This window comes from Propionispora hippei DSM 15287, from assembly GCF_900141835.1.
Lineage (GTDB): Bacteria > Bacillota > Negativicutes > Propionisporales > Propionisporaceae > Propionispora > Propionispora hippei.
Map to the genome: position 1 here is coordinate 1 of NZ_FQZD01000049.1, position 22,803 is coordinate 22,803.

A 22,803-nucleotide genomic window follows, 5' to 3' on the forward strand; every position below is an offset into this window, starting at 1 on the left:
ACAAAAGTTCAAGGTCACGGTAGTGACTTCCCATTTGATGGAGCCTTTTGATGGCTCTATAATTGTTTAAAGAATCATTTATTGTGACTGTATCACTTACGTGATACGAGTCCGCACATCTGGCATATTGTTTATACCTTACATTGTTCAGTTTTCAGAGAACACCGGACTGCGTTACCGCAGTTCCTGTTGACCGCCGCCTTGCGACAGCTTTTACATACTATCACATCGGCTTTTGCCTGTCAACCTGTTTTTTATTGGCTTTCTTACCATTTCCTGCCGCCGTGTTCAGCGACTTTTATAGATTAGCACACTTCTATTTTTATGTCAACTTCTCATTTAGGAGAAGTTTATCCCAAAGAATACGCGTAAAGTATCTCTAACTTTACGCGCAATAGGATTCAATATAAGTTTCAGTGAGCTTATCCAAACTTGTCCGTATTTCTTCAATCGTTTCTTCCGTTAAATGAAAACGGTGTAAATCCTCGCTATGAAGCAAAGAGGACAACTTCTGGATTCGTTTTAGTAAGTCAATCTTTTCTATGATCCTGCACCTCACAAAAATAACTACGGTAAACAGAAAAGATTTATCCTTTCAAGTTTACCGTGATAAATAATATCATCAAAAAAGCTGTTTGTAAATAGCTATCCGACTAAAATATCTATCATTAATAATTTATATCAAAAATTTCTTTACTTCCTTACCGTTTAAATAATCACATCGCTTGCCTTGATAAATATCTTTCGTCAATAGTTGTTCTTCTATTTCATCGCGAATTTTCCACCAGCCTGTTTGCCAATTGGTAAACAGTGTATTTTTTTCTGGTGCCCGGCCGATCAAACGTTGTATAGTTATATCTGGATGAAGATATTCTAAAAAGGTCACTACTCTATCCACATATTCCTCTTGACTTATAATTTGCAGTTCGCCTTTCTCATACCATTCGGCCATTACCGTTCCTTTAACAATATATAATGCATGCAATTTTACCTGTTCAATTTCCAGAGCCGAAACAAATTTAGCATTCTCAATGACATCGTCCATCTGGTCCCAGGGCAAATTCAAGATCAAATGGGCACAGGTTTCCAACTGATATCGCTTAATTCGCAGCACTGCATCAACAAATTCAGCCAATGTGTGTCCCCTGTTAATCTTAATCAAAGAATGATAATTTACCGTCTGCAATCCCAGTTCAATACTGATATCTACAGAAAACTCTTCTTTTATTTGGGCCAGCATTTTCAAATATTCATCATTAATGCAATCCGGCCTGGTTGCCAGAGCAATACCGACAACATCCGGCTGACAGGCTTCTCTGATATATGCTTCGAGCTTTTTTACAGGCAAATAGGTATTGCTGAAGTTTTGAAAATAGGGGATGAACTTCCGGGCTTTATATTTGGGAGCAATATGTTCCCGATTTGCATTGATCTGGGTAGTTACCGTCATTGATGCCGGTAAATTTTCATAACCGGCTCCAATAGCACCGCAAAAAACACAACCTTGCACACCACAGCTTCCATCTCTGTTCGGGCAGGTTACCGGCAGGCTGACAGGTAGTTTGTAAACCTTTTCTCCATAACGTCGTCGCAGATATTCCGAATATGCATTATAACGCATAATATTATTTAGACCTCTTCTCCAGACAAAAATCCTGCCTATCAATTATTTGATAGCTTGTCTTTGTGTTATAAGAAATAAGAATGGGCGTCAATTCCTGCTGCATGGCCTGCGGCTGGGAAAAGTATTTTGCCACGTTAAAGGTAAATACTTCGATATGGTAATGCTTTTTTAGTTCGCGCCACGTTGTAAATTGATAATCCGGTATATATTTCAGCACAGTCCTTGTCGATCGCCAAAACTCTGTTTTCTCTTGTTCCCAGCTGTCGTCCCATAGTAAAAACTCTGGCTTAACACTTCCCCCTTCTATCATGAGTGCATTAAATTTTAGCAGTTCTTTTAATAGTTCCGGTTGAGCCACAGGTTTTTGCTCATTATAAAAATCGATCAAATGCTTATAGCAAGCCTTAACACTATGGTCAACCATATTATACTGCCTATTTTCCCAATAAACGGTAAAGGAATGAAAAAAAGCAAAAGCATCCCCTCCATATTGTTCAATCAAAAAAGGCAGCACATACTGAAACCGTCCGCTATTATAAAATTGATCAACCAATCCTTCCAGTATTTTAAGCCGGCTAAGCTCCTCATAACTGATTGAACTGTTTGCCAATACTTCATACGGCGCATAATCAGCATATATGTAATCATACTTTGGAGCGTTCTTTCGCATTCCTGCCCCTTTAAGCATCTTTAAAAAACCAAGCTGTACCATGTGCGGCTTTAACTGATAAACCTGGTTAAAGGATTGGCCAAATTGCCAATAACTTTCTTCCGGTAAACCGGCAATTAAATCTAAATGAAGATGAATGTTGTCATTCGCCCTTAAACCCGTCACATTCCGGGTAATTTTATCCCAATGATTAACCCGGCTGATCGCTTGCAAAGTCAGCTCATTAGTAGATTGAATTCCGATTTCAAACTGAAATCTCCCTGTTTTGACATCTTTTAAAAAACAAATGTCTTCTTCATCCAACAGGTCCACGGCTATTTCAAAGTGGAAATTAGTTTCACACTCCTGGCGGGCCAAAAAATTCATAATCGGCAAATAATGCCGTTTGGCAGCATTAAAAGTACGGTCAACAAACTTAACCTGCCTTACATTGTGCTTAATGAAGAAAGCCAGTTCTTCATACACCAGGTCCAAACTCCGGAACCGAACGCCGGCCGTAGCACTGGACAAGCAGTACTGACAATTAAATGGGCATCCCCTGGTGGATTCGTAATAAATAATTTTATCCTTTAACTCCCTCATACTTGCTTCGGTATAAGGAAAAGGTACTTCATCCAAGCAAGCAACAGTTTGACTAGTGCCATTTATCGTAATCTGTCCGCCATCAGCCCGAAAAGCCAGCCCGTCGATAGAATCCACCCTACCGTGATCCGCCAGTACTCTTAGCAATGCTTTTAAAACCACTTCCCCCTCCCCTTGAATAAGATAATCAATGTCGGGCTTTTCCTTCATAATAACAGCCGGATCATAGGAAACCTCCGGACCACCCACGACAACCACGGTATGAGGCATTACCTTCTTGATTAGTCCGATTAATCTCATAGTCATCTCAATGTTCCATATATAACAGGCAACACCTATGACATCAGGCTTTTCCTTATATACATCACTGAGAATATTCAATAGTTTATTATTAATTGTATACTCTTTAATACATATTTCACCGCAACCCTCATTGCAATAGGCCTGTAAATACCGCAGTGCCAAAGAAGAATGAATGTATTTGGCATTAAGTGTTATTAATAATGTTTTTATATAAACCACTACTTTCTATTATTTATAATCACTTTCATTATTATTTTAAACCAGGCACCCTGCTAAACCTACCCGCATATAATATATTAACATAATCAGCATGGCAAGGAAGGTGCAAATAATGCGGGTCATCTTAAACGGTCAGGTGTTACCTGTTAATATCCGTGTTAACAGGGATATACTAATTACATTAAGATCCTTAGCCCGGACACTCCACTGGAAACTGGACTATGATACGACAAAAGAGCTTGTATATATATCCACGCAAAAGATTGCTCAACTTACCGAACGGCTGCCTGCAATTTTGGAAGAACCCGAAAGTACCCGTTTGATCGGAAAGGTTATTTGTTTAGATCCCGGCCATGGCGGTCAGGACACCGGCACGGTTGGTTTTGCCAATAGTTTGGAAAAGGAGAACAACCTGGCAATTGCCCTGCTGGTAAAAGACCGGCTGGAAAGAAACGGTGCAACCATCTTAATGACCCGCGATGAAGACACAGATATAGCTTCAACCTCCAATAGCCAGGAAACGGCAGCGGCACGGGTTTCTCTTGCCAACGAAAGTCATGCCGATATTTTTGTCAGTATTCATAATGACTCCTTCGCTGATTCTCAGGTATCGGGTACGACCACCTATCACTACGGCAGTGCCGAATCAGCCAAACTGGCAGCCTGCATACAAAATTCTTTAGTGGAAGGGTTGGGCACCAAAGACCGGGGCGTCAGATTTGGCAGTTTTTATGCCATCCGTTATACCGCTATGCCTTCGGTTCACATTGAAGTCGCCTTTATCTCCAATCCGGAAGAAGAATTGCTGCTTAGCAGCGCCGACGGACGAAATAAAGCGGCTGAATATATCGCTAATGGCATTATGCGTTATTTCAAGGTATAGAAAGAAGATTTTTTCAAATGCTATACAGGAAAATACATGTAAAACTACTAATATAGTACAATATATTCTACTCAGCAAAAGGAGAATTTTCAATGCCTAAACAACTGCTTGCAAAGTACCTGTTTGATTTATTAGCTGCAAATCCTGCAGAACGGGAAGAAACCGGAACCCACGTACCTGAACGCGAAGAAATTCCCGCTGAATACAAATGGCATTTAGAGGATATTTACAAAACCGAGGAATTATGGCAACAAGACTTCACCAAAGTGAAATCGCTGCTGACAACAGTTAAACAATACCAGGGCAACTTGTCAACCTCCTCTCAGACCTTAGCCGATTGCCTGCAGCTTAACACCACGCTGGCTATTATGAGCAGCAAGCTTTTTTCCTTTGCCCGTATGCATCGCGACGAAAACACGGCTAAAGCTAAGTTTCAGGCCCTTACAGGACAAGTTGAGTCATTATTGGCAGAAGCCGGAGCAGCCACGGCCTTTATTGAACCTGAGATTTTAGCTATGCCAGATACGCTTTTGCAACAATACCGTAAGGAAAATCAAAGGCTGAACGAATATGCTTTTTATTTTGAAAACCTGGCCCGGCAAAAACAGCATGTGCTGTCCCCGGAAGAAGAAACGATTCTATCCCTTTCCAGCGAAGCAACACAGGCACCGGAAACCATCTTTAACATGCTGGCCCACGCCGATATGAATTTCCCTGATACTTTGGATGACAATGGCTCCAACGTTCAATTAAGTGAAGGGCGTTATAATACCTTAATTCGCTCCGCTAACCGGCAAGTGCGGCAGCAAGCCTTCCAACACTTATTCGGTACCTATGCACAATATCGTAATACTTTCGCTGCCACTCTTGGGGGAAATATAAAGAAAAACATTTTCTACGCAAAAACCCGAAAGTATCCATCTGTTTTGGCTTCTACCCTGGAGTCGGATAATGTTCCTATCGCAGTTTACGATAATCTGATTCAAACTGTCGGAGAGAATCTATCTCCACTTCATCAATATGTTCTTTTGAAAAAACAGGTTCTTAGCCTTGATTCCATCCATATGTATGATCTCTATACCCCTTTAATCAAAAATGTTAGCCTCTGCTTCTCCTATAAAAGAGCCACGGAACTGATCAAGCGTGGTCTGTCACCCTTAGGCGAGGAATACCTTCATATCCTGAATAAAGGGCTTACCTCCGGCTGGATTGATGTCTACGAAAATAAAGGGAAACAAACCGGCGCCTATTCCTGGGGAACCTATGGAGTCCATCCTTTCGTCCTGTTAAACTATCATGGCAAATATGATGATGTTTCCACTTTGGCTCATGAAATGGGGCACGCTTTACACAGTTATTACAGCCACAATACGCAGCCTTATCCAACTGCCTCTTATACCATATTCTCCGCTGAAGTGGCTTCCACTACCAATGAAATCCTATTATTGCACCACATGCTAAACATAACCGAAGACAAAGATACCCGATTATATTTGATCAATCAACATCTTGAGCAGGTTCGTGCTACCGTATATCGCCAGACTATGTTTGCCGAATTTGAAAAAATGCTGTATACCAAGGCAGAAGAAGGTGAAAGCATCACTGCTGATCTGCTTGATCAGGAATGGCATGCTTTAAACCGGAAATATTATGGTCCTGACATAGTTATTGATAAAGAGATAAACGTGGAATGGGCGCGAATACCGCACTTTTATTGGAGCTTTTATGTATATCAATACGTGACAGGATATTCGGCCGCCACTACACTCGCTGAAAAAATATTGCAGGAAGGTCCATCAGCCCAGAAAAAATATATCAATTTTTTAAAAAGCGGCGGTTCCGACTATTCAATTAAACTCTTGAAAGCAGCCGGTGTGGATATGTCTTCCCCTAAGCCCATTGAAATAACCCTGAAAAAGTTTACTTCTTTACTGCAGGATTTCCAAAACTTACTGACAAGTTATTGACAATCGCCAAGATAAGCAGGTATGATGAAATCAATACGAAAATGATCTGGATCGCTTGCTAGCTCAGACCCAACCAACCGACCAGCATTGTTGGAGTGAACTAATTAAAGGAGGTTGGTTACTTATGACCTACCAAGACAAAGATCTTACCTGTAAAGAGTGCGGGGCCGGTTTTTCCTTTACCGCTTCCGAGCAAGCATTTTATGCTGAAAAAGGCTTTCAAAATGAGCCGTCTCGTTGCCCGGAATGTCGCGCTGCTAGAAAGGCGCAAAGTGGTAGAAGCAATAACAGCGGCTTTCGTCAACAACGCGAAATGTTTGATACCACCTGCAGCGAATGCGGCGTAGCCACACAGGTTCCGTTTAAGCCGACTGCCGGCAAACCGGTTTACTGCCGGGATTGCTTCCAAGCTCACAAAAGATATTAATAATAATATTGATAAAAAACCTTAAAGACCGGAATTTATCCGGTCTTTTTTATTGGCAGTTATGCACATGCATATCTTTTGTATTAAATAAAACACTACACATAACTACTACTTTGCAAAAGAGGCCTATTGCATGTATCACTTTAAGCCAATGCTGGCAATGCTTTCATCACTGCCTGTCGAATCTTCCTCTTACGCCTTTGAAGTAAAATGGGACGGCATACGGATATTAGCCTGTTTTAACGACCAGGAATTTGTCCTGCTTACGCGCAACAACCATAATGCAACCAACCAATATCCTGAAATATTACCGCTTCGTCAACTGCTGCTTGATAAGAAAATAACAGATATCATATTAGATGGTGAAATCATTGCGCTAAATGCAAATGGCCGTCCATCCTTCTCGCTACTGCAAAAACGCTTCCGAAAAAATATAGAGAATCTTTCATTCAACCTTAAGCAAGTACCGATAGTATATATATTATTCGATATTTTGCAACTAAACGGCCGCCCTCTTATTGACCTTACTTATGTAAAGAGGCGGGACATTCTTGACAGTCTGCAACTACAGACCTCTTATTGTCAAATCCCCCGCTATCAAACCGGCGATGGGAAAACCATTCTGCAGGCCACACAAAAACTTGGTCTGGAAGGAATTGTTGCCAAACGGTTGGATAGTCAATATCATGCGGGGAAACGTACCGGTGATTGGCTAAAAATTAAAAATATCCATCGGCAGGAACTCGTAGTAGGCGGTTGGCTGCCTGGCAAAGGAACACGGAAAGGGCTCATTGGCTCTATTTTAGTCGGTTATTACACCGTGTCAGAAAAAGGAACGGTAAATCACGGTCCTTGTCAAAAGCTAGTCTACGCCGGCAGAGTCGGCACCGGTTTTACCACGCAAATACTTCGCCAATTAGCTGCCTTGCTGGCACCGCTTCATAGACAGGAAAACCCGTTTTGCAACCTTCCCTACACGAAACATAGTTCTTTCGTTACCCCCTCCATTGTAATCGAATGTGAGTTTACGGAATGGACTCCCAGCCGTACACTGCGTCATCCCGTTTTTAAAGGATTCCGGTTTGATAAACCGGCAAAAGACGTGGTACTTGAAAAAACAGGAGAGTGATAACTATGGCCCGACCGATATGGAGCGGCTCAATTAGCTTTGGCTTAGTCAACATTCCTATTCGTTTATACAATACGGTAAAACGGAAAACTCTCCATTTTCATCAATTGCGTAAAAAAGATTCCTGCCGTATTCGGTTAAAGAAAATATGCCCCGTTGATGGCAAAGAAGTCCTCCCTCAAGATATTGTAAAAGGCTATGAAATTTCCCCTGATCAATATGTAATCGTCAATACCGAAGAATTGGATGCCTTGTCTCCTAAAGCCACCCGCACTATCGAAATTGAGGATTTTGTAAAATTGGAGCAAATCAACCCTACTTATTTTGAGGCATCTTACTATATACTGCCTGAAGCCGCCTCAGTAAAAGCCTATCATCTTTTGCTGGCTGCTATGGAGCATACGCACAAGGTAGCCGTTGCCAAATTTGTGCTCCGCAATAAGGAGCATCTTGCTATATTGCGTCTTAACGGATCGCTGCTTATCCTTTCTACGTTGTTTTACCAAAACGAGATTATAGCACAGTCCGAACTGGAGGATGAACTGGTAAAAGCAGATCAACCACCGACTGAAAAGGAACTGAACATCGCCTTACAATTGGTTGAATCTTTGAGCAATGATTTCCAGCCCGAAAAATATAAAGACGAGTTCCAGGCTAAAGTACTTTCATTAATACAGAAAAAGGCCGAAGGTGAGACCGTTACCGCACCTTCGACCGAGCAAAATAAACCGGGCAATGTTGTTGACTTGATGGCGGCATTGGAAGCCAGCGTATCAGCCATCAAAAAACAAAAAACAGCCGGGACAAGAAAGAAGAAAATCCATGCCGCTCAAAACTAGCGTTAATATAAACGGAAAAAAAGTTGCCTTATCCAATTTGAACAAAGTCTTTTATCAAGAGAAACAATTTACCAAAGAACAGGTGATTGACTACTACATTCGTATTGCACCGGTTCTTCTGCCGCACCTGGCCAATCGGCCACTCACCTTAAAGCGTTACCCCAACGGCGCGGCGGAACCCTTTTTTTATCAAAAAAACTGCCCTGCTTCTCGCCCCGCCTGGGTTAATACCGTCCCAATCTGGAGCGAGAGTAACAAAAAAACAATTGATTTTTGCCTGATAAACGATTTGGCTTCGTTAGTCTGGGCAGCTAATTTAGCCGCTTTAGAGCTTCACACCTCACTGTCCTTAGCTGATGATCCGGCTATCCCGACCATGCTGGTCTTCGACCTGGATCCGGGACTGCCGGCAGGAATACTGGAATGCGCTCAGGTTAGCTTACTGCTCCTAGAATATTTTGAGTCGAACAAGCTAACTCCCTTTATAAAAACCTCCGGCTCCAAAGGCCTTCAGGTCTACGTCCCCTTAAACACACCGGTCAGCTATGACCAGACAAAAGAATTTGCCAAACATGTCGCTCAATACCTTGAACAGCAACAGCCGCAACTGGTTGTCGCCAATATGCGCAAAGCCTTGCGCCAGGGGAAGGTATTGATTGACTGGAGCCAAAATGACAGCCACAAGACAACCGTTTGCGTATATTCTTTACGGGCAAAGCACACGCCTGCTGTATCCACACCGGTGACCTGGAATGAAATCAGGACGGCTGTGCAAAATAACAATGACCGTTCTTTACACTTCACGGCCGAACAGACTCTTGACAGAGTCAATCAGCACGGCGACTTATTTGCCCCACTTTTGACCCTGCAGCAGAAGCTGACTTCCCTAGGGAACCACTGATTTATTCACACCGCACATCCTGTCGGATCTTTTTCCGTCTGACTGCGTCAGCCAAGCCTTGAAATAGGAACCGCTATTCCTGCGGCTTTACTTCCTTGCCAGCCAAAAATCTCTCGCCAGGCTGGCAGGCTCATTAAATTAGCGGTCCCTAGACAAATAAACTAGCAAACAACGATTGCGTTGTTTGCTAGTTTATTTTACGCTTTATTCAAAATTTCCCAAACCTTTGCCGGCATTTCTTCCTTTGCACAGCTTTGTTGATGAATAATCTGTTTATTTTTTAACGAAGCTAAGGCGGCAGGAACCGGCCAGTCTGTCAATTCCGATAACGCAGTAAGCATAGTAAATTCATTGAGTCCGGCAGCCTTGTCCTTGGTTTCGATTGCCGATAAGACGCTTTCATTAAACTTAAAAGGACTGGCTGTGGACACAATCACCGACGGTGTCTGATCCCCCGTTGCCTGGCGATATTTTTCGTACACCTGCCAGGCCACCGCCGTATGAGGATCTGTCAGATAGCGATGCTGGATAAATACGGCTTGCATAACCTGAGCGGTTTCCCTATCATCCGCCCAGTCTGCCCAAAAGACGGTACGAAGTTTTTCCAGATAACGATCACCAATCGCATAAGTTCCTGTTTCCTGCAACTTAGCCATCCAAGCGCCAACCTGGTTGGTATCTCCACCAGTCATATGATACAGCAGGCGCTCCAAATTGCTGGATATCAAGATATCCATGGAAGGCGAAATGGTTTTTTGGAAATCGCGGTTGCGGTCATACACTCCGGAGCGCAGGAAATCGGTTAATACATTATTACTATTGGAAGCACAGATTAATTTATTGATCGGTAATCCCATCAATTTGGCATAATAGCCTGCTAAAATATTGCCGAAATTGCCGGTCGGCACAGTAAAATTGACCGGTTGCCCCTGTTGGATATGCTTCCCTTTCACCAGGTCGGCATAGGCACTAAAATAATATACAATCTGGGGTACTAGGCGTCCCCAATTAATCGAATTGGCCGAGGACAATTGATAGCCTTTAGCCAACAAGTCATTCTGCATACCCGTATCGTTAAATATCTTTTTTACTCCGGTTTGGGCATCATCAAAGTTGCCATGCATAGATATGACAGCAACATTGCTCCCCTCTTGAGTGACCATCTGCAGCCTCTGAATAGGGCTGACACCTTCGTGTGGGAAAAACACGATAATTTTGATCTGATCAACATCCCGGAAGCCTTCTAACGCGGCTTTTCCCGTATCGCCCGAAGTCGCCACCAGAATAACCACTTCATTTATTTCATTGGTCTTTTGTAATGCTGTTGACAGTAGTTGTGGCAGTAATTGCAAAGCCATGTCCTTAAAAGCGCTTGTCGGTCCATGCCATAGCTCCAAAAGATAACGGTTATCTCCTACGGCCACCAGCGGCGCAATCTGTTCAGAATCAAACTTATCGCTGTTATAGGCGGCCTGAATACAGTTGGCAAGTTCCGGCCCGCTATAGTCCTCCAAAAATTTAGCTAAAACAGCATAAGCCCGTTGACGATAATCCTGATTGACCAGTCCGGCTAATTCGTCCTGGGCAAAACCGGGGATTTGGTCAGGTACAAATAATCCTCCGTTTGAGGCAATACCGAGCTTAATTGCCTGGGCTGCTGAAAGCCTATCTTTTCCGCCGCGCGTGCTAATATACATAGAGCAACTCCTTCCAAATGGTTCACCCGTTATATTTATCAAGATTCTTTGCCGGCAGAAAGCATCGTCGCAATATCGGCCAGGGTCATTTCGGCAATCCCGATTAACAGCGCGGGATTGATAATAATTTGACAACCCCGGACGCCGGCGCTGATGGCAATAGTAGGCCAATGAGTTATGCTGCTGTCGGCAAAAGTAGGATAGCGCTTTTTCATTCCCAGCGGCGAAACACCGCCTCTTACATACCCGGTCAAGGCGGTGATATCCTTGACGTGCACCATCTCAATCTTCTTATTCCCGCTGATGGCGGCAAGCGCCTTCAGGTTTAATTCAGCGCCGCCCGGTATACAGGCAATAACAACGCCGGTTTTATCACCACGGGTTACCAGTGTTTTAAATACCTGTTTAAGCGGAAGCCCCACTTTTGCCGCCACATTGCCGGCACCAAGATCAGCTTCATCCACTTCGTATTCCCGTAACTCATAATGTATTTTATGACCATCCAATAATCTGGCGGCATTGGTCTTCTTCACAATCCAATCTCTCCTACTGTTGGCAAATGCAACCTTTTTCAACAGTATATAATTCTTGCTTTGCCCTTGTCAATTCAGGTACAATCATTAAACACACTTGTCTTCAGTAGATAGGCCATTTCTATTATAATACAAAACAAGGATAGGAGCCAAGATTTTTCAGCCACAGGCTTCTTTCTCTAACAGCCTGAATAGCCTGCCGCACATGGGCCTCGTGAATGCCTCCCTCTATATCGAAAAAGAAAATATACTCGCCCAGACTGGTGCGGGCCGGACGAGATTCAATTTTGCTAAGATTCACATCCCGCCGGGAAAATTCAAGTAACAGCTCGCACAGGCTTCCGGGACGTTCGCCATTCATTTTGCAAACAATAGAAGTTTTATATTGACCTTGCTCTTCGATCGCCTGAGACGTCTTTTGTTTTAAAAGAATAAAACGTGTACGGTTATTATTACAGTCCTGGATATCATTATCAATCATCGTCAAACCATGAATTTCAGCAGCACGCAAACTACCGATAGCCGCCAGGCCGGGCGCCCCCTCAGCGACTAACTGCGCCGCTTTTGCGGTGCTCTCTACGGCTTCCAGCCTAGCCTTTGGGTAATGTCGGGCAATATAGTTTCTACATTGTGCCAAAGGCTGCGGATGCGAGATAATACAGTCTATTTTCTTTTCCCCACCTTTTGTCAGCAAAGCATGACGGATAGGCAAAACAAACTCACTGACAATCACTAGTTCCACATCATGGGCCAGCACATCCAGCGTGATATTTACAGAACCTTCTATGGAATTCTCAATCGGTACAATTCCCTCGGTTATTTCCCCAGTCGCCACCGCCCTGATAACAGAATCAATCGTTGTATAGGGTTTTAACTCGCAGACCGTCTTTTCACAAAGTCGTAGAGCAGTTTCTTCACTATAGGTGCCGCTCGGACCCAAATACCCGACCTGAATAGCGGCAAAGGGCTCCCTGATTACACTAGGCAAAGCTATTCCTCCCTTGGAACGCCGGCAAAAGCTTTAGTCGTTCCTTTTTATCATACAAAAAAACCTCCCATCCAATAAGGACGAGAGGTCTCGCGTTACCACCTTTGTTATTCGTATAAACGAATCACTCTACAGAGCATCAGACAATGCTCTCCCTGTCTAACGGTCAGGGGTTCCGGCACAGCCTACTATCAAATCAAAAAATTCAGCCTGCAACTCCGAGGTGAACTTCGTATATTGACCCTGTACCGGGCTTTCACCTTTCCCGGTTCTCTGCCAACAAGGACCAATACCTACTTTTCCTCTTCTTCGTTTTTATGATATAAGTTTTTTTCATCATACCACAGTAGACGCCTTGCCGCAACCCATTTCTAAAGCCTTATGAAGAAGTTCTGCAAAACTTCCTTTTCCAGTATGGCGAGCTACTCTGGGTGTGGAACCAATGCTCGCCGTTTTCCATAACAACCAATTCACCTCAACGCATGAAATACAAACAGCTACAACGTTGCTTTTGATGAGGTTGTCTCGCCCTGCACTGGCCGAATAGCCGCCTTCATGCTGCGTACATAGTCGGCTACGTAAGGAACGCTGCCCTCGCCATATTGTGCAATAATTTTCATAATCGCCGAACCGACAATCACTCCATCCGCATCCCTTGCCATGTCAGCCGCCTGTTCTGGTGTGGAAATACCAAAGCCGACCGCACAGGGCACGTTGGTTTGGGCCTTGACAAGTTCGATCATGCTGCCGATATCAGTGTTTATTTGGCTGCGCACACCGGTTACACCCAGCGAGGATACACAGTAAACAAAGCCGCTGGCCTCGCGTGCTATCATGGCCACACGATCACGCGAGGTTGGGGCGATGAGTGAAATCAGATCAATACCGTGCTGCTTGCACAGCGGGTCGAACTCTTCTTTTTCCTCAAACGGCAGATCCGGCAAAATCAGGCCATCCATGCCTATAGTAGCGGCGGTTTTGATGAAGCGCTCTGCACCGTAGGAAAAAATGACATTCGCATACGTCATGAATACCAGTGGGATGTCCGTTTTTTCACGAATGCGTTGTACAAGTTCAAAAATGCGGTCAGTCGTAGTGCCTGCGGCAAGAGCACGCATATTGGCCGCCTGAATGACCGGCCCCTCTGCTGTCGGGTCGGAGAATGGAATACCCAGTTCAATCAAATCCGCCCCGGCTTCCACCATAGCATAAACAAGCTGCTCAGTCACATCCAGTGACGGATCGCCACAGGTCAGAAAGGAGATAAACGCTTTGCCATTCACAAAAGCTTTTTGAATCTTACTCATGGATGCCCTCCCCGCGATAACGCGCAATCGCAGCACAATCCTTGTCACCGCGACCGGAAATAGTGATAACAATAAGCTGATCTTTGCGCATGGTTGGCGCAAGCTTCATAGCGTACGATACCGCGTGGGCGGACTCAATCGCCGGAATGATGCCCTCCATGCGTGATAAATACTCAAATGCGCACACGGCCTCATCATCAGTGACGGGTACATACTCGGCGCGGCCAATGTCGTACAGATGGGCATGCTCCGGTCCAACGCCCGGGTAGTCAAGCCCTGCAGAGATCGAATACACAGGCGCGATCTGACCGTACTCATCCTGGCAAAAGTAAGACTTCATGCCATGGAATATGCCCAGCTTGCCGGTGGTAATAGTTGCGGCAGTCTCAAAAGTATCCACCCCGCAGCCCGCCGCCTCACAACCGATCAGGCGTACACCAGCATCCCCAATAAAGTTATAAAACGTGCCAATGGCGTTCGAGCCGCCTCCTACACAGGCCAATATCGCATCCGGCAGACGGCCTTCCTTGGCCAGGATCTGCTCCTTGATCTCCTTAGAGATCACCGCCTGAAAGTCACGTACAATAGTAGGAAATGGATGGGGACCCATAACCGAGCCAAGAACGTAATGGGTATCCTCAATACGGTTCGTCCACTCGCGCATGGTCTCAGATACTGCATCTTTAAGCGTACCAGTGCCGCTCTCAACGGCATGCACCTTTGCGCCCAACAGGCGCATACGATACACATTGAGCGCCTGCCGTTCAGTATCCTCCTTGCCCATAAAGACCTCGCATTCAAGCCCCATAAGTGCGGCAGCGGTCGCCGCAGCCACGCCGTGCTGACCCGCTCCAGTCTCGGCTATGACACGTGTTTTTCCCATCTTCTTGGCAAGCAGCACCTGACCAAGCACGTTGTTAATCTTGTGCGAACCGGTATGGTTCATATCCTCGCGCTTGAGGTAAATTTTCGCGCCGCCGAGATTTTCGGTCATGTGGGCAGCGTAATACAGTTCGGACGGACGACCCGCATAGTTATTCAAGAGGTCATTGAGTTCGGCGCAAAACGCCGGATCATTTTTATAGTGCTCATAAGCCTTTTCCAGCTCAATAACAGCATTCATCAAGGTTTCGGGCATATACTGCCCGCCGTGAACGCCAAATTTTCCTTTGGACATATTCTTTCTCCTTTAATCATTTGTACAATCTGATATATCTTCTGTCGGTCCTTTTTGCCATTGGTCTCCACACCGCTTGACACATCAAGAAGGCAAGCCTTTGAAAGCATGGCTTTTGGGATATTTTCCGCATGGAGGCCGCCGGCGAGGGCAAAAGGGCGTGTCACTCCCGCAAGCAATGTCCAGTCGAATACCACGCCGCTGCCGCCGCCTGCGTCCAGCAGGATAAAATCGGCTGAGCTTTCCATAGCGCGGCGCACGTCATCCTCTGAACGGATTTGAAATGCCTGCCAGATACTTTTACACGTCAGACGCCGCAGCACAGCAAGATAGTTCTCGTCCTCATGCCCGTGCAACTGTGCCACAGCAAGCACACCTTCATTAAGCAGCGTTGCGACTTGTTCGACCGGCTCATCGACAAATACGCCTACCGGTGTGATATCCGGAGCAAGCGAAGTACGCAAGGTATGCAGTGTAACTACATCAACATTGCGCCGGCTTTTCGGTACATGGATGACAAAGCCGCAGTAATCCGGCCGCGCTGTGTTGACTGCTGCAATATCCTCGGTGCGGCTCAGACCGCATATTTTGACCTGCATGTCTCACGCACCTCGCAGAGCATGCAGCGCCGCCTTTTTGTCCGGTGATCGCATAAGCGTTTCCCCAATCAGCACCGCATCCGTACCGTTCTGATAGAGCCTGGCAATGTCTTTAGCCGTCTGTATGCCGCTTTCGGACACAAATACGCAGTCCGCCGGGGCAATTGAGCGCAGACGGATACTATTCTCCACATCTACGACAAAGGTCTTTAGATCGCGGTTGTTAACACCGATAATCCTCGCACCTGCGTCAGCGGCGCGGCGTACCTCCTCTGCATCATGTGCCTCGACAAGCACGCTAAGCCCAAGAGAATCAGCCAACGCATGATACTCGGCAAGCTCTGTGTCGCTCAGGATGGAGCAGATCAGCAGAATAGCAGCCGCTCCAAGTACCTTGGCCTCATAAATCATATACCGGTCAATGGTAAAGTCCTTGCGCAACACGGGGATGGATACAGCCTGAACGATCTCCTTAAGATAAGCATCACTGCCTTGAAACCAATAAGGTTCGGTCAGGCAGGAAATGGCAGCCGCACCTGCTGCCTCATACTCGCAGGCGATGTTCAAATAGGGAAAATCCTCGGCAATAATGCCCTTGGACGGACTTGCTTTCTTTATTTCACAAATGAATGAAAGCCCCTCCTGCCTCAGCGCCTGCTCGAACGGGAAGCCACTGCCTGATTCCATAGCCTCCGCCTGCGCACAGAGGGCTGCAAGCGACAGCTTTGACTTTTGTTTCCTAATACGTTCACGCGTTTTATGGGCGATTTTTTCTAAAATGTTCATAATCTCATCCTTTATGCATTGCTTTCCTCTACAAATCGCTGCAACTGCGCCGCCGCCGCGCCGCTGTCGATCAGCTCTTCGGATAAACGCACACCGTCAACTATTGTTTCTGCCTTATTAAACAGATACAGCGCTGCACCTGCGTTCAGACAAACAGCTTGTCGTTTCGCCCCCCTTTCCTCGCCGGATAAAATGGCCCGGGTGAAGCCTGCGTTTTCTTCGGGCGTACCGCCGGTCAGTTCCTCTTTGGCACAGCGGACATAACCAAACTGCTCAGGCGTAATAGTATAGCTATGGAACTCACCGCCCTGTGCAATTTCACAAACCTTGGTGGGTGCACTCATGGAAATTTCGTCCAAACAATCTTCGCCATATACGACCATGCCGCGCCGCACGCCCAAATTGTACATAACCCGAGCCAGCGGCTCAACCAGTTCCGCATCGTACACACCCATCAACTCCAGGTTGGCGCCCGCCGGATTGGAAAGCGGCCCTAAAATGTTAAACACTGTACGAATACCCAATTCACGGCGAATCGGCGCCACATACTTCATCGCAATGTGATAATTTTGTGCAAACAGAAAGCAAAGGCCAATTTTTTTGAGCATCGCTGCGCTCCGCTCCGGGGAAATGGTGATATTAACACCCAACGCCTCCAGAACATCGGCCGAACCGCATTGGGAAGACGCCGCACGATTGCCGTGCTTGGCCACCGGTACACCGGCGGCTGAAATGACCAACGAGGATGTGGTCGAAATATTAAAGGAATGGGAGCCGTCGCCGCCGGTGCCCACAATTTCCAGCACATCCATATCATGCAGCAGCTTAATACAATGAGCTCGCATCCCCGCCGCCGAGCCGGTAATCTCGTCAATGGTTTCCCCCTTCATGGACAGCGCAGTCAGGTAGGCTGACATCTGCACCGGGCTTGCCTCGCCGGACATAATTTCGTTCATGACTTGATTAGCCTCTTTATAGCTCAAATTCTGTTTTTTGCTCAACATGAGAATGGCTTCTTTAATCATGGTCAGTTTCCTCCAAAAAATTGCGAATAATGGATAAACCATCCGGTGTCATTACCGATTCCGGGTGAAACTGTACGCCGTAGACAGCATACTCAGTATGTTCTACTGCCATGATTTCGCCCTCTGCTGTCTCTGCGGTTACGCGGAGCGTATCCGGCAACGAATCGCGCACGGCTGCCAGCGAATGATACCGGGCAACCTGAAGTGATTCGCCCATACCGCGAAATAGACGCGAATGTGTATTGAGTACCGCTTTCGAGGTCTTGCCGTGCATCAGACGGGATGCATATGAAACCGTCGCCCCGAATGCTTCACAGATGGCCTGATGACCGAGACACACACCGAAAATCGGGATCTTGTCTGCGAAATATCGTACAGCCTCCACACAGATGCCTGCATCGGCGGGCTTGCCCGGCCCCGGTGACAGAAAGATGACCTCCGGCCTCATCGCTTCGATCTGGGCAATCGTCTTTTCGTCGTTGCGGATTACCTGAATGTCCGGCTTTACCGCACCGACAAGCTGATATAGGTTATACGAAAAGCTGTCATAGTTATCGATAAGCAGTATCATGCATCAATACCCTCCTGTGCGATTTCGATGGCGCGGACAACGGCGCTCGCCTTGCTTAAGCACTCCTGATACTCGCTGTCCGGCACACTGTCAGCCACAATGCCTGCTCCCGAGCGCACGCAGACCTTGCCGTTCTTCTTATACGCCAGACGGATGGCAATGCAGGTATCAAGGTTTCCAGTAAAATCCAGATATCCAATCGCACCGCCGTAAATACCCCGTTCGCAGCCTTCTAACTCGTGGATGATCTCACAGGCGCGAATTTTGGGCGCACCCGACAACGTGCCCGCCGGCAGAATAGAATCGATCGCATCCAGCGCGTCCTTATCTTCACGAATTGTACCTGTTACGGTCGACCCGATATGCATGACATGAGAAAAGCGCTCAACAGCAAGATATTTCTCCACCTTAACCGTACCGATCCTACTGATGCGTCCAATATCATTTCGACCAAGGTCTACCAGCATATTGTGCTCGGCTAGCTCCTTTTCATCGCGCAGCAGTTCAGCTTCCAGCGCTTTATCCTCAGCATCTGTTTTACCGCGCGGTCTGGTACCGGCCAGCGGGAAGGTAAACAGCTTGCCATCCTTCAGCTTCACCAGCGTTTCGGGTGATGCGCCAGCAATTTCAATATCATTACTGGAAAAGTAGAACATATAGGGCGAAGGATTGCTTGTGCGCAGCACACGGTACACATCGAACAGACTGCCGTCCAGTTCTGCAGTTAGCGGGTTGGACAGCACCGCCTGAAAGATATCGCCCTCGCGAATATAATGCTGTGCCCTCTTTACCATGTCGCTATACTGCTCGCGGTTGAATCTGGGGGTGAGCGGAGTCTTCAGCCTAGGTGGCTGCGGCTCGCATTTTGAGCCTCCGCGAATCAAGGCAACAAGCTGATCAAGCTCATACACTGCCTTATGGTAGCTGGTTTCCAGTTCATCAGCCCGCGCACCGACAATGAGAATAATCTTCTGCCGCAGATGATCAAAAGCGATCACCTTGTCAAACAGCATCAGATCAACCTCCTGGAATTGACCGTCCTCGTGTACAAGTTTCAGGCTGGGTTCGGCATAGCCGATGTACGAATAGGAAAAATAACCGACCAGTCCACCGGTGAATGGCGGCAGGCCCTCGATCTTAGGGCTGCGGTTTTCTGCTAAAATGCGGCGAATAGCATCGCCCGGATGTGAAACCTGCTCAGTAACGGTTGTGCCTGCGCGAATACAGAGGCACTTTCCTTTGCAACTCAATTCGGCGGTCGGGTCAAACCCGAGAAAGGTATACCTTCCCCACTTACGGGCATCCTCCGCGCTTTCCAGCATGTAGCAATGACTGCTAACGTGTTTGAGCGTACGCATGACCTCAATCGGCGTAAAACGATCGGCATACATCTCCCGACTGATCGGAATGCGTGCATACCCCTGCGCTGCAAGCTCCTTGGCTTGCTTTAGTGTGGGAAACATGTAAATACCTCCTCTGAAAATACAAATAACCCGCCCTTGACATAGATATAAAAATACCTATATCAAGGACGGGTTTAAACGTCTAAGCCTTAGACCACCCGCGGTGCCACCTTGATTCACAAGAAAAATCCTGTGCGCTTTGCGGAATACTAACATATTCCCGGCAACTGACGTATGCCTTACGTCGCAGAATACTCGGCCAAGGCCTTTGACTGCGCCCTCCGCGGTCCATTTGACAATCTGCGTTCGATCCGGCTCTCAGCTTTCCGGACTCTCTGTGCGTGCACAATTGTTTTGATTTCCGCATCAACGGTTTCAGCTTTATTTACATTTAATTCTAGCACCGGCCAGATATACTGTCAAGAAATGAATTCTTACAAACTGTTATCAGCTTGATTTACGCATCTAGCTGCACCGACCTAAAAAAACGTGGCGCATTCATTGCCTTCCATGATAATCTGAAGAAATATGCTAAAACTATACATGCATATTCGTTGTCAAAGCAACAGCCATACTTTGCCCATCAAATTGAAAATCGGCCAAATTTGTGCATTACAAGAACAAAAAAATCTGTGACAACATAAAAAAGCGGTAAATCTTGTCGATGCAAAGTATGCAAAGAATTGATTTGGTTAAAATGGAATAAAAATCACTTGCCCGTGACTATCTCGCTAATTTTGAAGGCACACCCTAGTTGATTGGCAATTGAATATGTTTATATTCTTTTTATCCCGGGGAGGACATCTTCCTTCTACAGAGAAATATTGTTGTTATTGTCGATTCTACTGACTATAAGGATCGCCTGTTTTGCAAAGCATGGCGACAACACAAATTTCCATAAGAGGTGTATGCATTTGTTAAAAATAGCTTTAGGACAAATGGAGGTTATCCCCGGCCGTCCCAGTGAAAACTTTCAGACCATGCTGTCCATCATTCAGGAAGCCCGTCAGCACAATTGCCACATGGTTATATTCCCCGAAATGGCCATTCCCGGCTATTTACTGGGAGACACCTGGGAACAACTGGCATTTTTAAGAGACTGTGAGTATTATGGCAACAAAATTATCGAGGCTTCCGAACATATCATCATTGTATTTGGCAATGTAGCTGTTGACTGGAAAAAACGCGGCGATGACGGCCGTGTCAGAAAATATAATGCTGTTTTTGTTGCACAGAACGGTCAATTACAGGGAGCGGATAACTTCCTTTATCCGTTCCGGATTAAAACGCTGCTGCCTAATTACCGAGAATTCGACGACACCAGGCATTTCTTTAGTTTACGCAAATTAGCGATGGAACGACAGGAAAAACCGGAAGATTTATTGCAACCCGTCACGGTCCAAATTGATGGAAAGCCCTGTAAACTGGGCTGCATTCTGTGCGAAGACGGTTGGAGCGACGATTATTCCATAAGTCCCATCAAGCTTTTGCAGCAAAATGGCCCCTTGAATTTAATCATCAACATATCCAGTTCACCTTATACTCTTAATAAAAATAACAAACGTAACCGTGTTTTTTCAGAACAGGCTCGCTATGCTGGCGTCCCTCTAATTTATGTAAACAATGTAGGTCTGCAAAACAACGGTAAAACCCTCTATACTTTTGACGGATTCAGTACAGTGTATAATGGCCAGGGTGATGTTGTGGCGTATTGTCCTCCTTTTATCGCGCTGACCCAAACAATCACGCTTGACTTGCAAACCAAGGGCTTAGAATTACCGCCAATTACTACACCAAATGATCAGGACATGAAAAGTATGTATACAGCCCTGCGCTATGGAGTTGAAAAATTTACAGCAGCCATCGGCATCAGAAAAGTGGTTATCGGTATATCCGGCGGCATTGATTCCGCAGTAAGCGCCGCCCTTTACGCAGACATTCTCGGTCCACAAAATGTTCTGCTGGTAAACATGCCCAGCCAGTTCAACTCGGAGACCACCAAGGGCTTAGCCGCTGAGCTGGCACGTAACCTGGGTTGTTTATACACGGTTATGCCTATTCAGGAGACTGTCGACTATACGATTAAGCAGATTTCAGAAACTCCTATTATCAATTTAGCCGATTCAAGTGAAACCAGACTTTCCGTATCTTCCTTCGTCATGGAAAACATTCAGGCTCGCGATCGCTCTTCCCGCATACTGGCAGGTATCGCCGCTGCCTTTGGCGGTGGATTTACCTGTAACGCTAACAAAACAGAAACGACTGTCGGCTATTCCACGCTTTACGGTGATCAATCAGGGTTCCTGGCCGCCTTGTCCGATCTCTGGAAACATCAGGTTTATGCTTTGGCTGTTTATTTAAACGAGCAGGTTTTCGGACGCGCTGTCATACCGCAACGCTCGATTGATATCGTTCCCAGCGCCGAATTATCCCTTGAGCAAGCCGTTGATGAAGGAAAAGGCGATCCAATCATTTATCCTTATCACGATTATCTCTTTAAGTCCTTTATGCAGCATTGGCACAGGGCCACGCCGGAAGATATTCTAGCCTGGTACAAGGAGGGAATCTTAGAAGAAAAGATCGGCTGCGAACCGCAAATAACCAAAAAAATCTTTGCTACCCCTGCAGATTTTATCAACGATTTGGAGCGCTGGTGGAAACTCTATACAGGCATGGCTGTAGCAAAACGGATTCAGGCACCGCCAATCCTAGCGGTTAGCCGCAGAGCTTATGGCTTCGATCACCGCGAAGCGCAGAACGGGCCCTACTACACGGCTAAATACCTCGCCATGAAGCAAGAATTACTGCAATAAGAAATTTGTGTCGGCTTACGAACGGCACAAGATCACACAGTCAGGACCACCCGTAAAACGGGTGGCTTGATTACGCCCTATAAGGGCAAGGTACTAGCTGAGTCTCAAGACTCACTGAAAAAGTCCGCCAACCGCATAACCTTTTCAGTCAGCCCCTAAAGGGGCTCTTTTTATGACTTTTTCACGGGCTCACCCGTAAACGGGTCTGTCAATTCCTTCAAACTTAGCTGGTCGACAATTATATCTTCTTGTAACTGCTCTCGGATATATTTTGCTATTGCCTCTTTGTTTCGTCCCACCGTATCCACAAAATATCCTTTGCACCAAAAATGCCTGTTTCCATACTTATATTTTAAATTC

Annotated in this window: 20 protein-coding genes and 1 other annotated feature; of the genes, 7 read left to right on the top strand and 13 right to left on the bottom strand. The window is 46.0% G+C overall.

Annotated features, from left to right (window positions below; translation table 11 throughout):
• Positions 1 to 676: 676 nt before the first annotated feature.
• Positions 677 to 1,621 carry a TIGR01212 family radical SAM protein gene (locus F3H20_RS17840; RefSeq protein ID WP_149736209.1) on the bottom strand — a complete coding sequence of 315 codons (945 nt, stop codon included), beginning with the start codon at positions 1,619 to 1,621 and terminating at the stop codon, positions 677 to 679.
• 4 nt (positions 1,622 to 1,625) lie between these two features.
• On the bottom strand, positions 1,626 to 3,398 hold the full coding sequence (locus F3H20_RS17845) for a B12-binding domain-containing radical SAM protein (RefSeq protein WP_223191831.1): 1,773 nt from the start codon (positions 3,396 to 3,398) through the stop codon (positions 1,626 to 1,628).
• 112 nt (positions 3,399 to 3,510) lie between these two features.
• Between F3H20_RS17845 and F3H20_RS17850 the strand changes: the two genes are divergently transcribed.
• From F3H20_RS17850 to ligD (F3H20_RS17875), 6 genes are all read left to right on the top strand, one after another.
• Positions 3,511 to 4,281: an N-acetylmuramoyl-L-alanine amidase family protein gene (locus F3H20_RS17850; RefSeq protein ID WP_149736210.1), complete on the top strand. Its 771-nt coding sequence runs from the start codon at positions 3,511 to 3,513 to the stop codon at positions 4,279 to 4,281.
• A gap of 92 nt (positions 4,282 to 4,373) precedes the next feature.
• Positions 4,374 to 6,248: an oligoendopeptidase F gene (pepF, locus tag F3H20_RS17855; protein ID WP_149736211.1), complete on the top strand. Its 1,875-nt coding sequence runs from the start codon at positions 4,374 to 4,376 to the stop codon at positions 6,246 to 6,248.
• A 124-nt stretch (positions 6,249 to 6,372) separates the two neighbouring features.
• Positions 6,373 to 6,675 (top strand): zinc-ribbon domain containing protein, encoded by a 303-nt coding sequence (locus F3H20_RS17860; RefSeq protein ID WP_149736212.1) that lies wholly within the window; start codon positions 6,373 to 6,375, stop codon positions 6,673 to 6,675.
• Between the two features lie 133 nt (positions 6,676 to 6,808).
• Positions 6,809 to 7,804 carry a non-homologous end-joining DNA ligase gene (ligD, locus tag F3H20_RS17865; protein ID WP_149736213.1) on the top strand — a complete coding sequence of 332 codons (996 nt, stop codon included), beginning with the start codon at positions 6,809 to 6,811 and terminating at the stop codon, positions 7,802 to 7,804.
• Between the two features lie 5 nt (positions 7,805 to 7,809).
• On the top strand, positions 7,810 to 8,643 hold the full coding sequence (gene ku / locus F3H20_RS17870) for a non-homologous end joining protein Ku (RefSeq protein ID WP_149736214.1): 834 nt from the start codon (positions 7,810 to 7,812) through the stop codon (positions 8,641 to 8,643).
• Positions 8,627 to 9,544, top strand: coding sequence for a non-homologous end-joining DNA ligase (gene ligD, locus F3H20_RS17875; RefSeq protein ID WP_149736215.1), 918 nt, complete (start codon positions 8,627 to 8,629; stop codon positions 9,542 to 9,544). The genes ku and ligD (F3H20_RS17875) overlap by 17 nt, the downstream gene beginning before the upstream one ends.
• 197 nt (positions 9,545 to 9,741) lie before the next feature.
• On the opposite strand, the gene thrC is transcribed toward ligD (F3H20_RS17875), so the two are convergent.
• The 10 genes from thrC to trpE form a co-directional block, all read right to left on the bottom strand.
• Positions 9,742 to 11,241 (bottom strand): threonine synthase, encoded by a 1,500-nt coding sequence (gene thrC / locus F3H20_RS17880; protein ID WP_149736216.1) that lies wholly within the window; start codon positions 11,239 to 11,241, stop codon positions 9,742 to 9,744.
• Between the two features lie 38 nt (positions 11,242 to 11,279).
• Positions 11,280 to 11,774: a Cys-tRNA(Pro) deacylase gene (gene ybaK / locus F3H20_RS17885; RefSeq protein WP_149736217.1), complete on the bottom strand. Its 495-nt coding sequence runs from the start codon at positions 11,772 to 11,774 to the stop codon at positions 11,280 to 11,282.
• A 124-nt stretch (positions 11,775 to 11,898) separates the two neighbouring features.
• On the bottom strand, positions 11,899 to 12,762 hold the full coding sequence (gene pheA / locus F3H20_RS17890; protein ID WP_149736218.1) for a prephenate dehydratase: 864 nt from the start codon (positions 12,760 to 12,762) through the stop codon (positions 11,899 to 11,901).
• 73 nt (positions 12,763 to 12,835) lie between these two features.
• Positions 12,836 to 13,081: a binding site (T-box leader), on the bottom strand.
• Positions 13,082 to 13,259: 178 nt separating this feature from the next.
• On the bottom strand, positions 13,260 to 14,069 hold the full coding sequence (trpA, locus tag F3H20_RS17895; RefSeq protein ID WP_149736219.1) for a tryptophan synthase subunit alpha: 810 nt from the start codon (positions 14,067 to 14,069) through the stop codon (positions 13,260 to 13,262).
• Complete coding sequence (gene trpB / locus F3H20_RS17900) at positions 14,062 to 15,246, bottom strand: tryptophan synthase subunit beta (RefSeq protein ID WP_149736220.1); 1,185 nt, start codon at positions 15,244 to 15,246, stop codon at positions 14,062 to 14,064. Before trpB ends, trpA begins: the two co-directional genes overlap by 8 nt.
• Positions 15,192 to 15,845 carry a phosphoribosylanthranilate isomerase gene (locus F3H20_RS17905; RefSeq protein ID WP_149736221.1) on the bottom strand — a complete coding sequence of 218 codons (654 nt, stop codon included), beginning with the start codon at positions 15,843 to 15,845 and terminating at the stop codon, positions 15,192 to 15,194. Before F3H20_RS17905 ends, trpB begins: the two co-directional genes overlap by 55 nt.
• Positions 15,846 to 15,848: 3 nt before the next feature.
• On the bottom strand, positions 15,849 to 16,631 hold the full coding sequence (trpC, locus tag F3H20_RS17910) for an indole-3-glycerol phosphate synthase TrpC (RefSeq protein WP_149736222.1): 783 nt from the start codon (positions 16,629 to 16,631) through the stop codon (positions 15,849 to 15,851).
• A gap of 11 nt (positions 16,632 to 16,642) precedes the next feature.
• Entirely contained in the window at positions 16,643 to 17,656 is a 1,014-nt protein-coding gene (trpD, locus tag F3H20_RS17915) for an anthranilate phosphoribosyltransferase (protein WP_149736223.1), read from the bottom strand.
• Entirely contained in the window at positions 17,649 to 18,227 is a 579-nt protein-coding gene (locus F3H20_RS17920) for an anthranilate synthase component II (RefSeq protein WP_149736224.1), read from the bottom strand. The genes trpD and F3H20_RS17920 overlap by 8 nt, the downstream gene beginning before the upstream one ends.
• The gene (gene trpE, locus F3H20_RS17925; protein WP_149736225.1) at positions 18,224 to 19,690 is read right to left on the bottom strand and encodes an anthranilate synthase component I; all 1,467 of its coding nucleotides are present in this window, start codon (positions 19,688 to 19,690) and stop codon (positions 18,224 to 18,226) included. The genes F3H20_RS17920 and trpE overlap by 4 nt, the downstream gene beginning before the upstream one ends.
• An 854-nt stretch (positions 19,691 to 20,544) precedes the next feature.
• Between trpE and nadE the strand changes: the two genes are divergently transcribed.
• A complete protein-coding gene (gene nadE / locus F3H20_RS17935) occupies positions 20,545 to 22,443 on the top strand; it encodes an NAD(+) synthase (RefSeq protein ID WP_188128404.1) in 1,899 nt (632 codons plus the stop codon).
• A 170-nt stretch (positions 22,444 to 22,613) separates the two neighbouring features.
• On the opposite strand, the gene F3H20_RS17940 is transcribed toward nadE, so the two are convergent.
• On the bottom strand, positions 22,614 to 22,803 hold a 190-nt coding region (locus F3H20_RS17940; RefSeq protein WP_188128405.1), incomplete at its 5' end, for a transposase.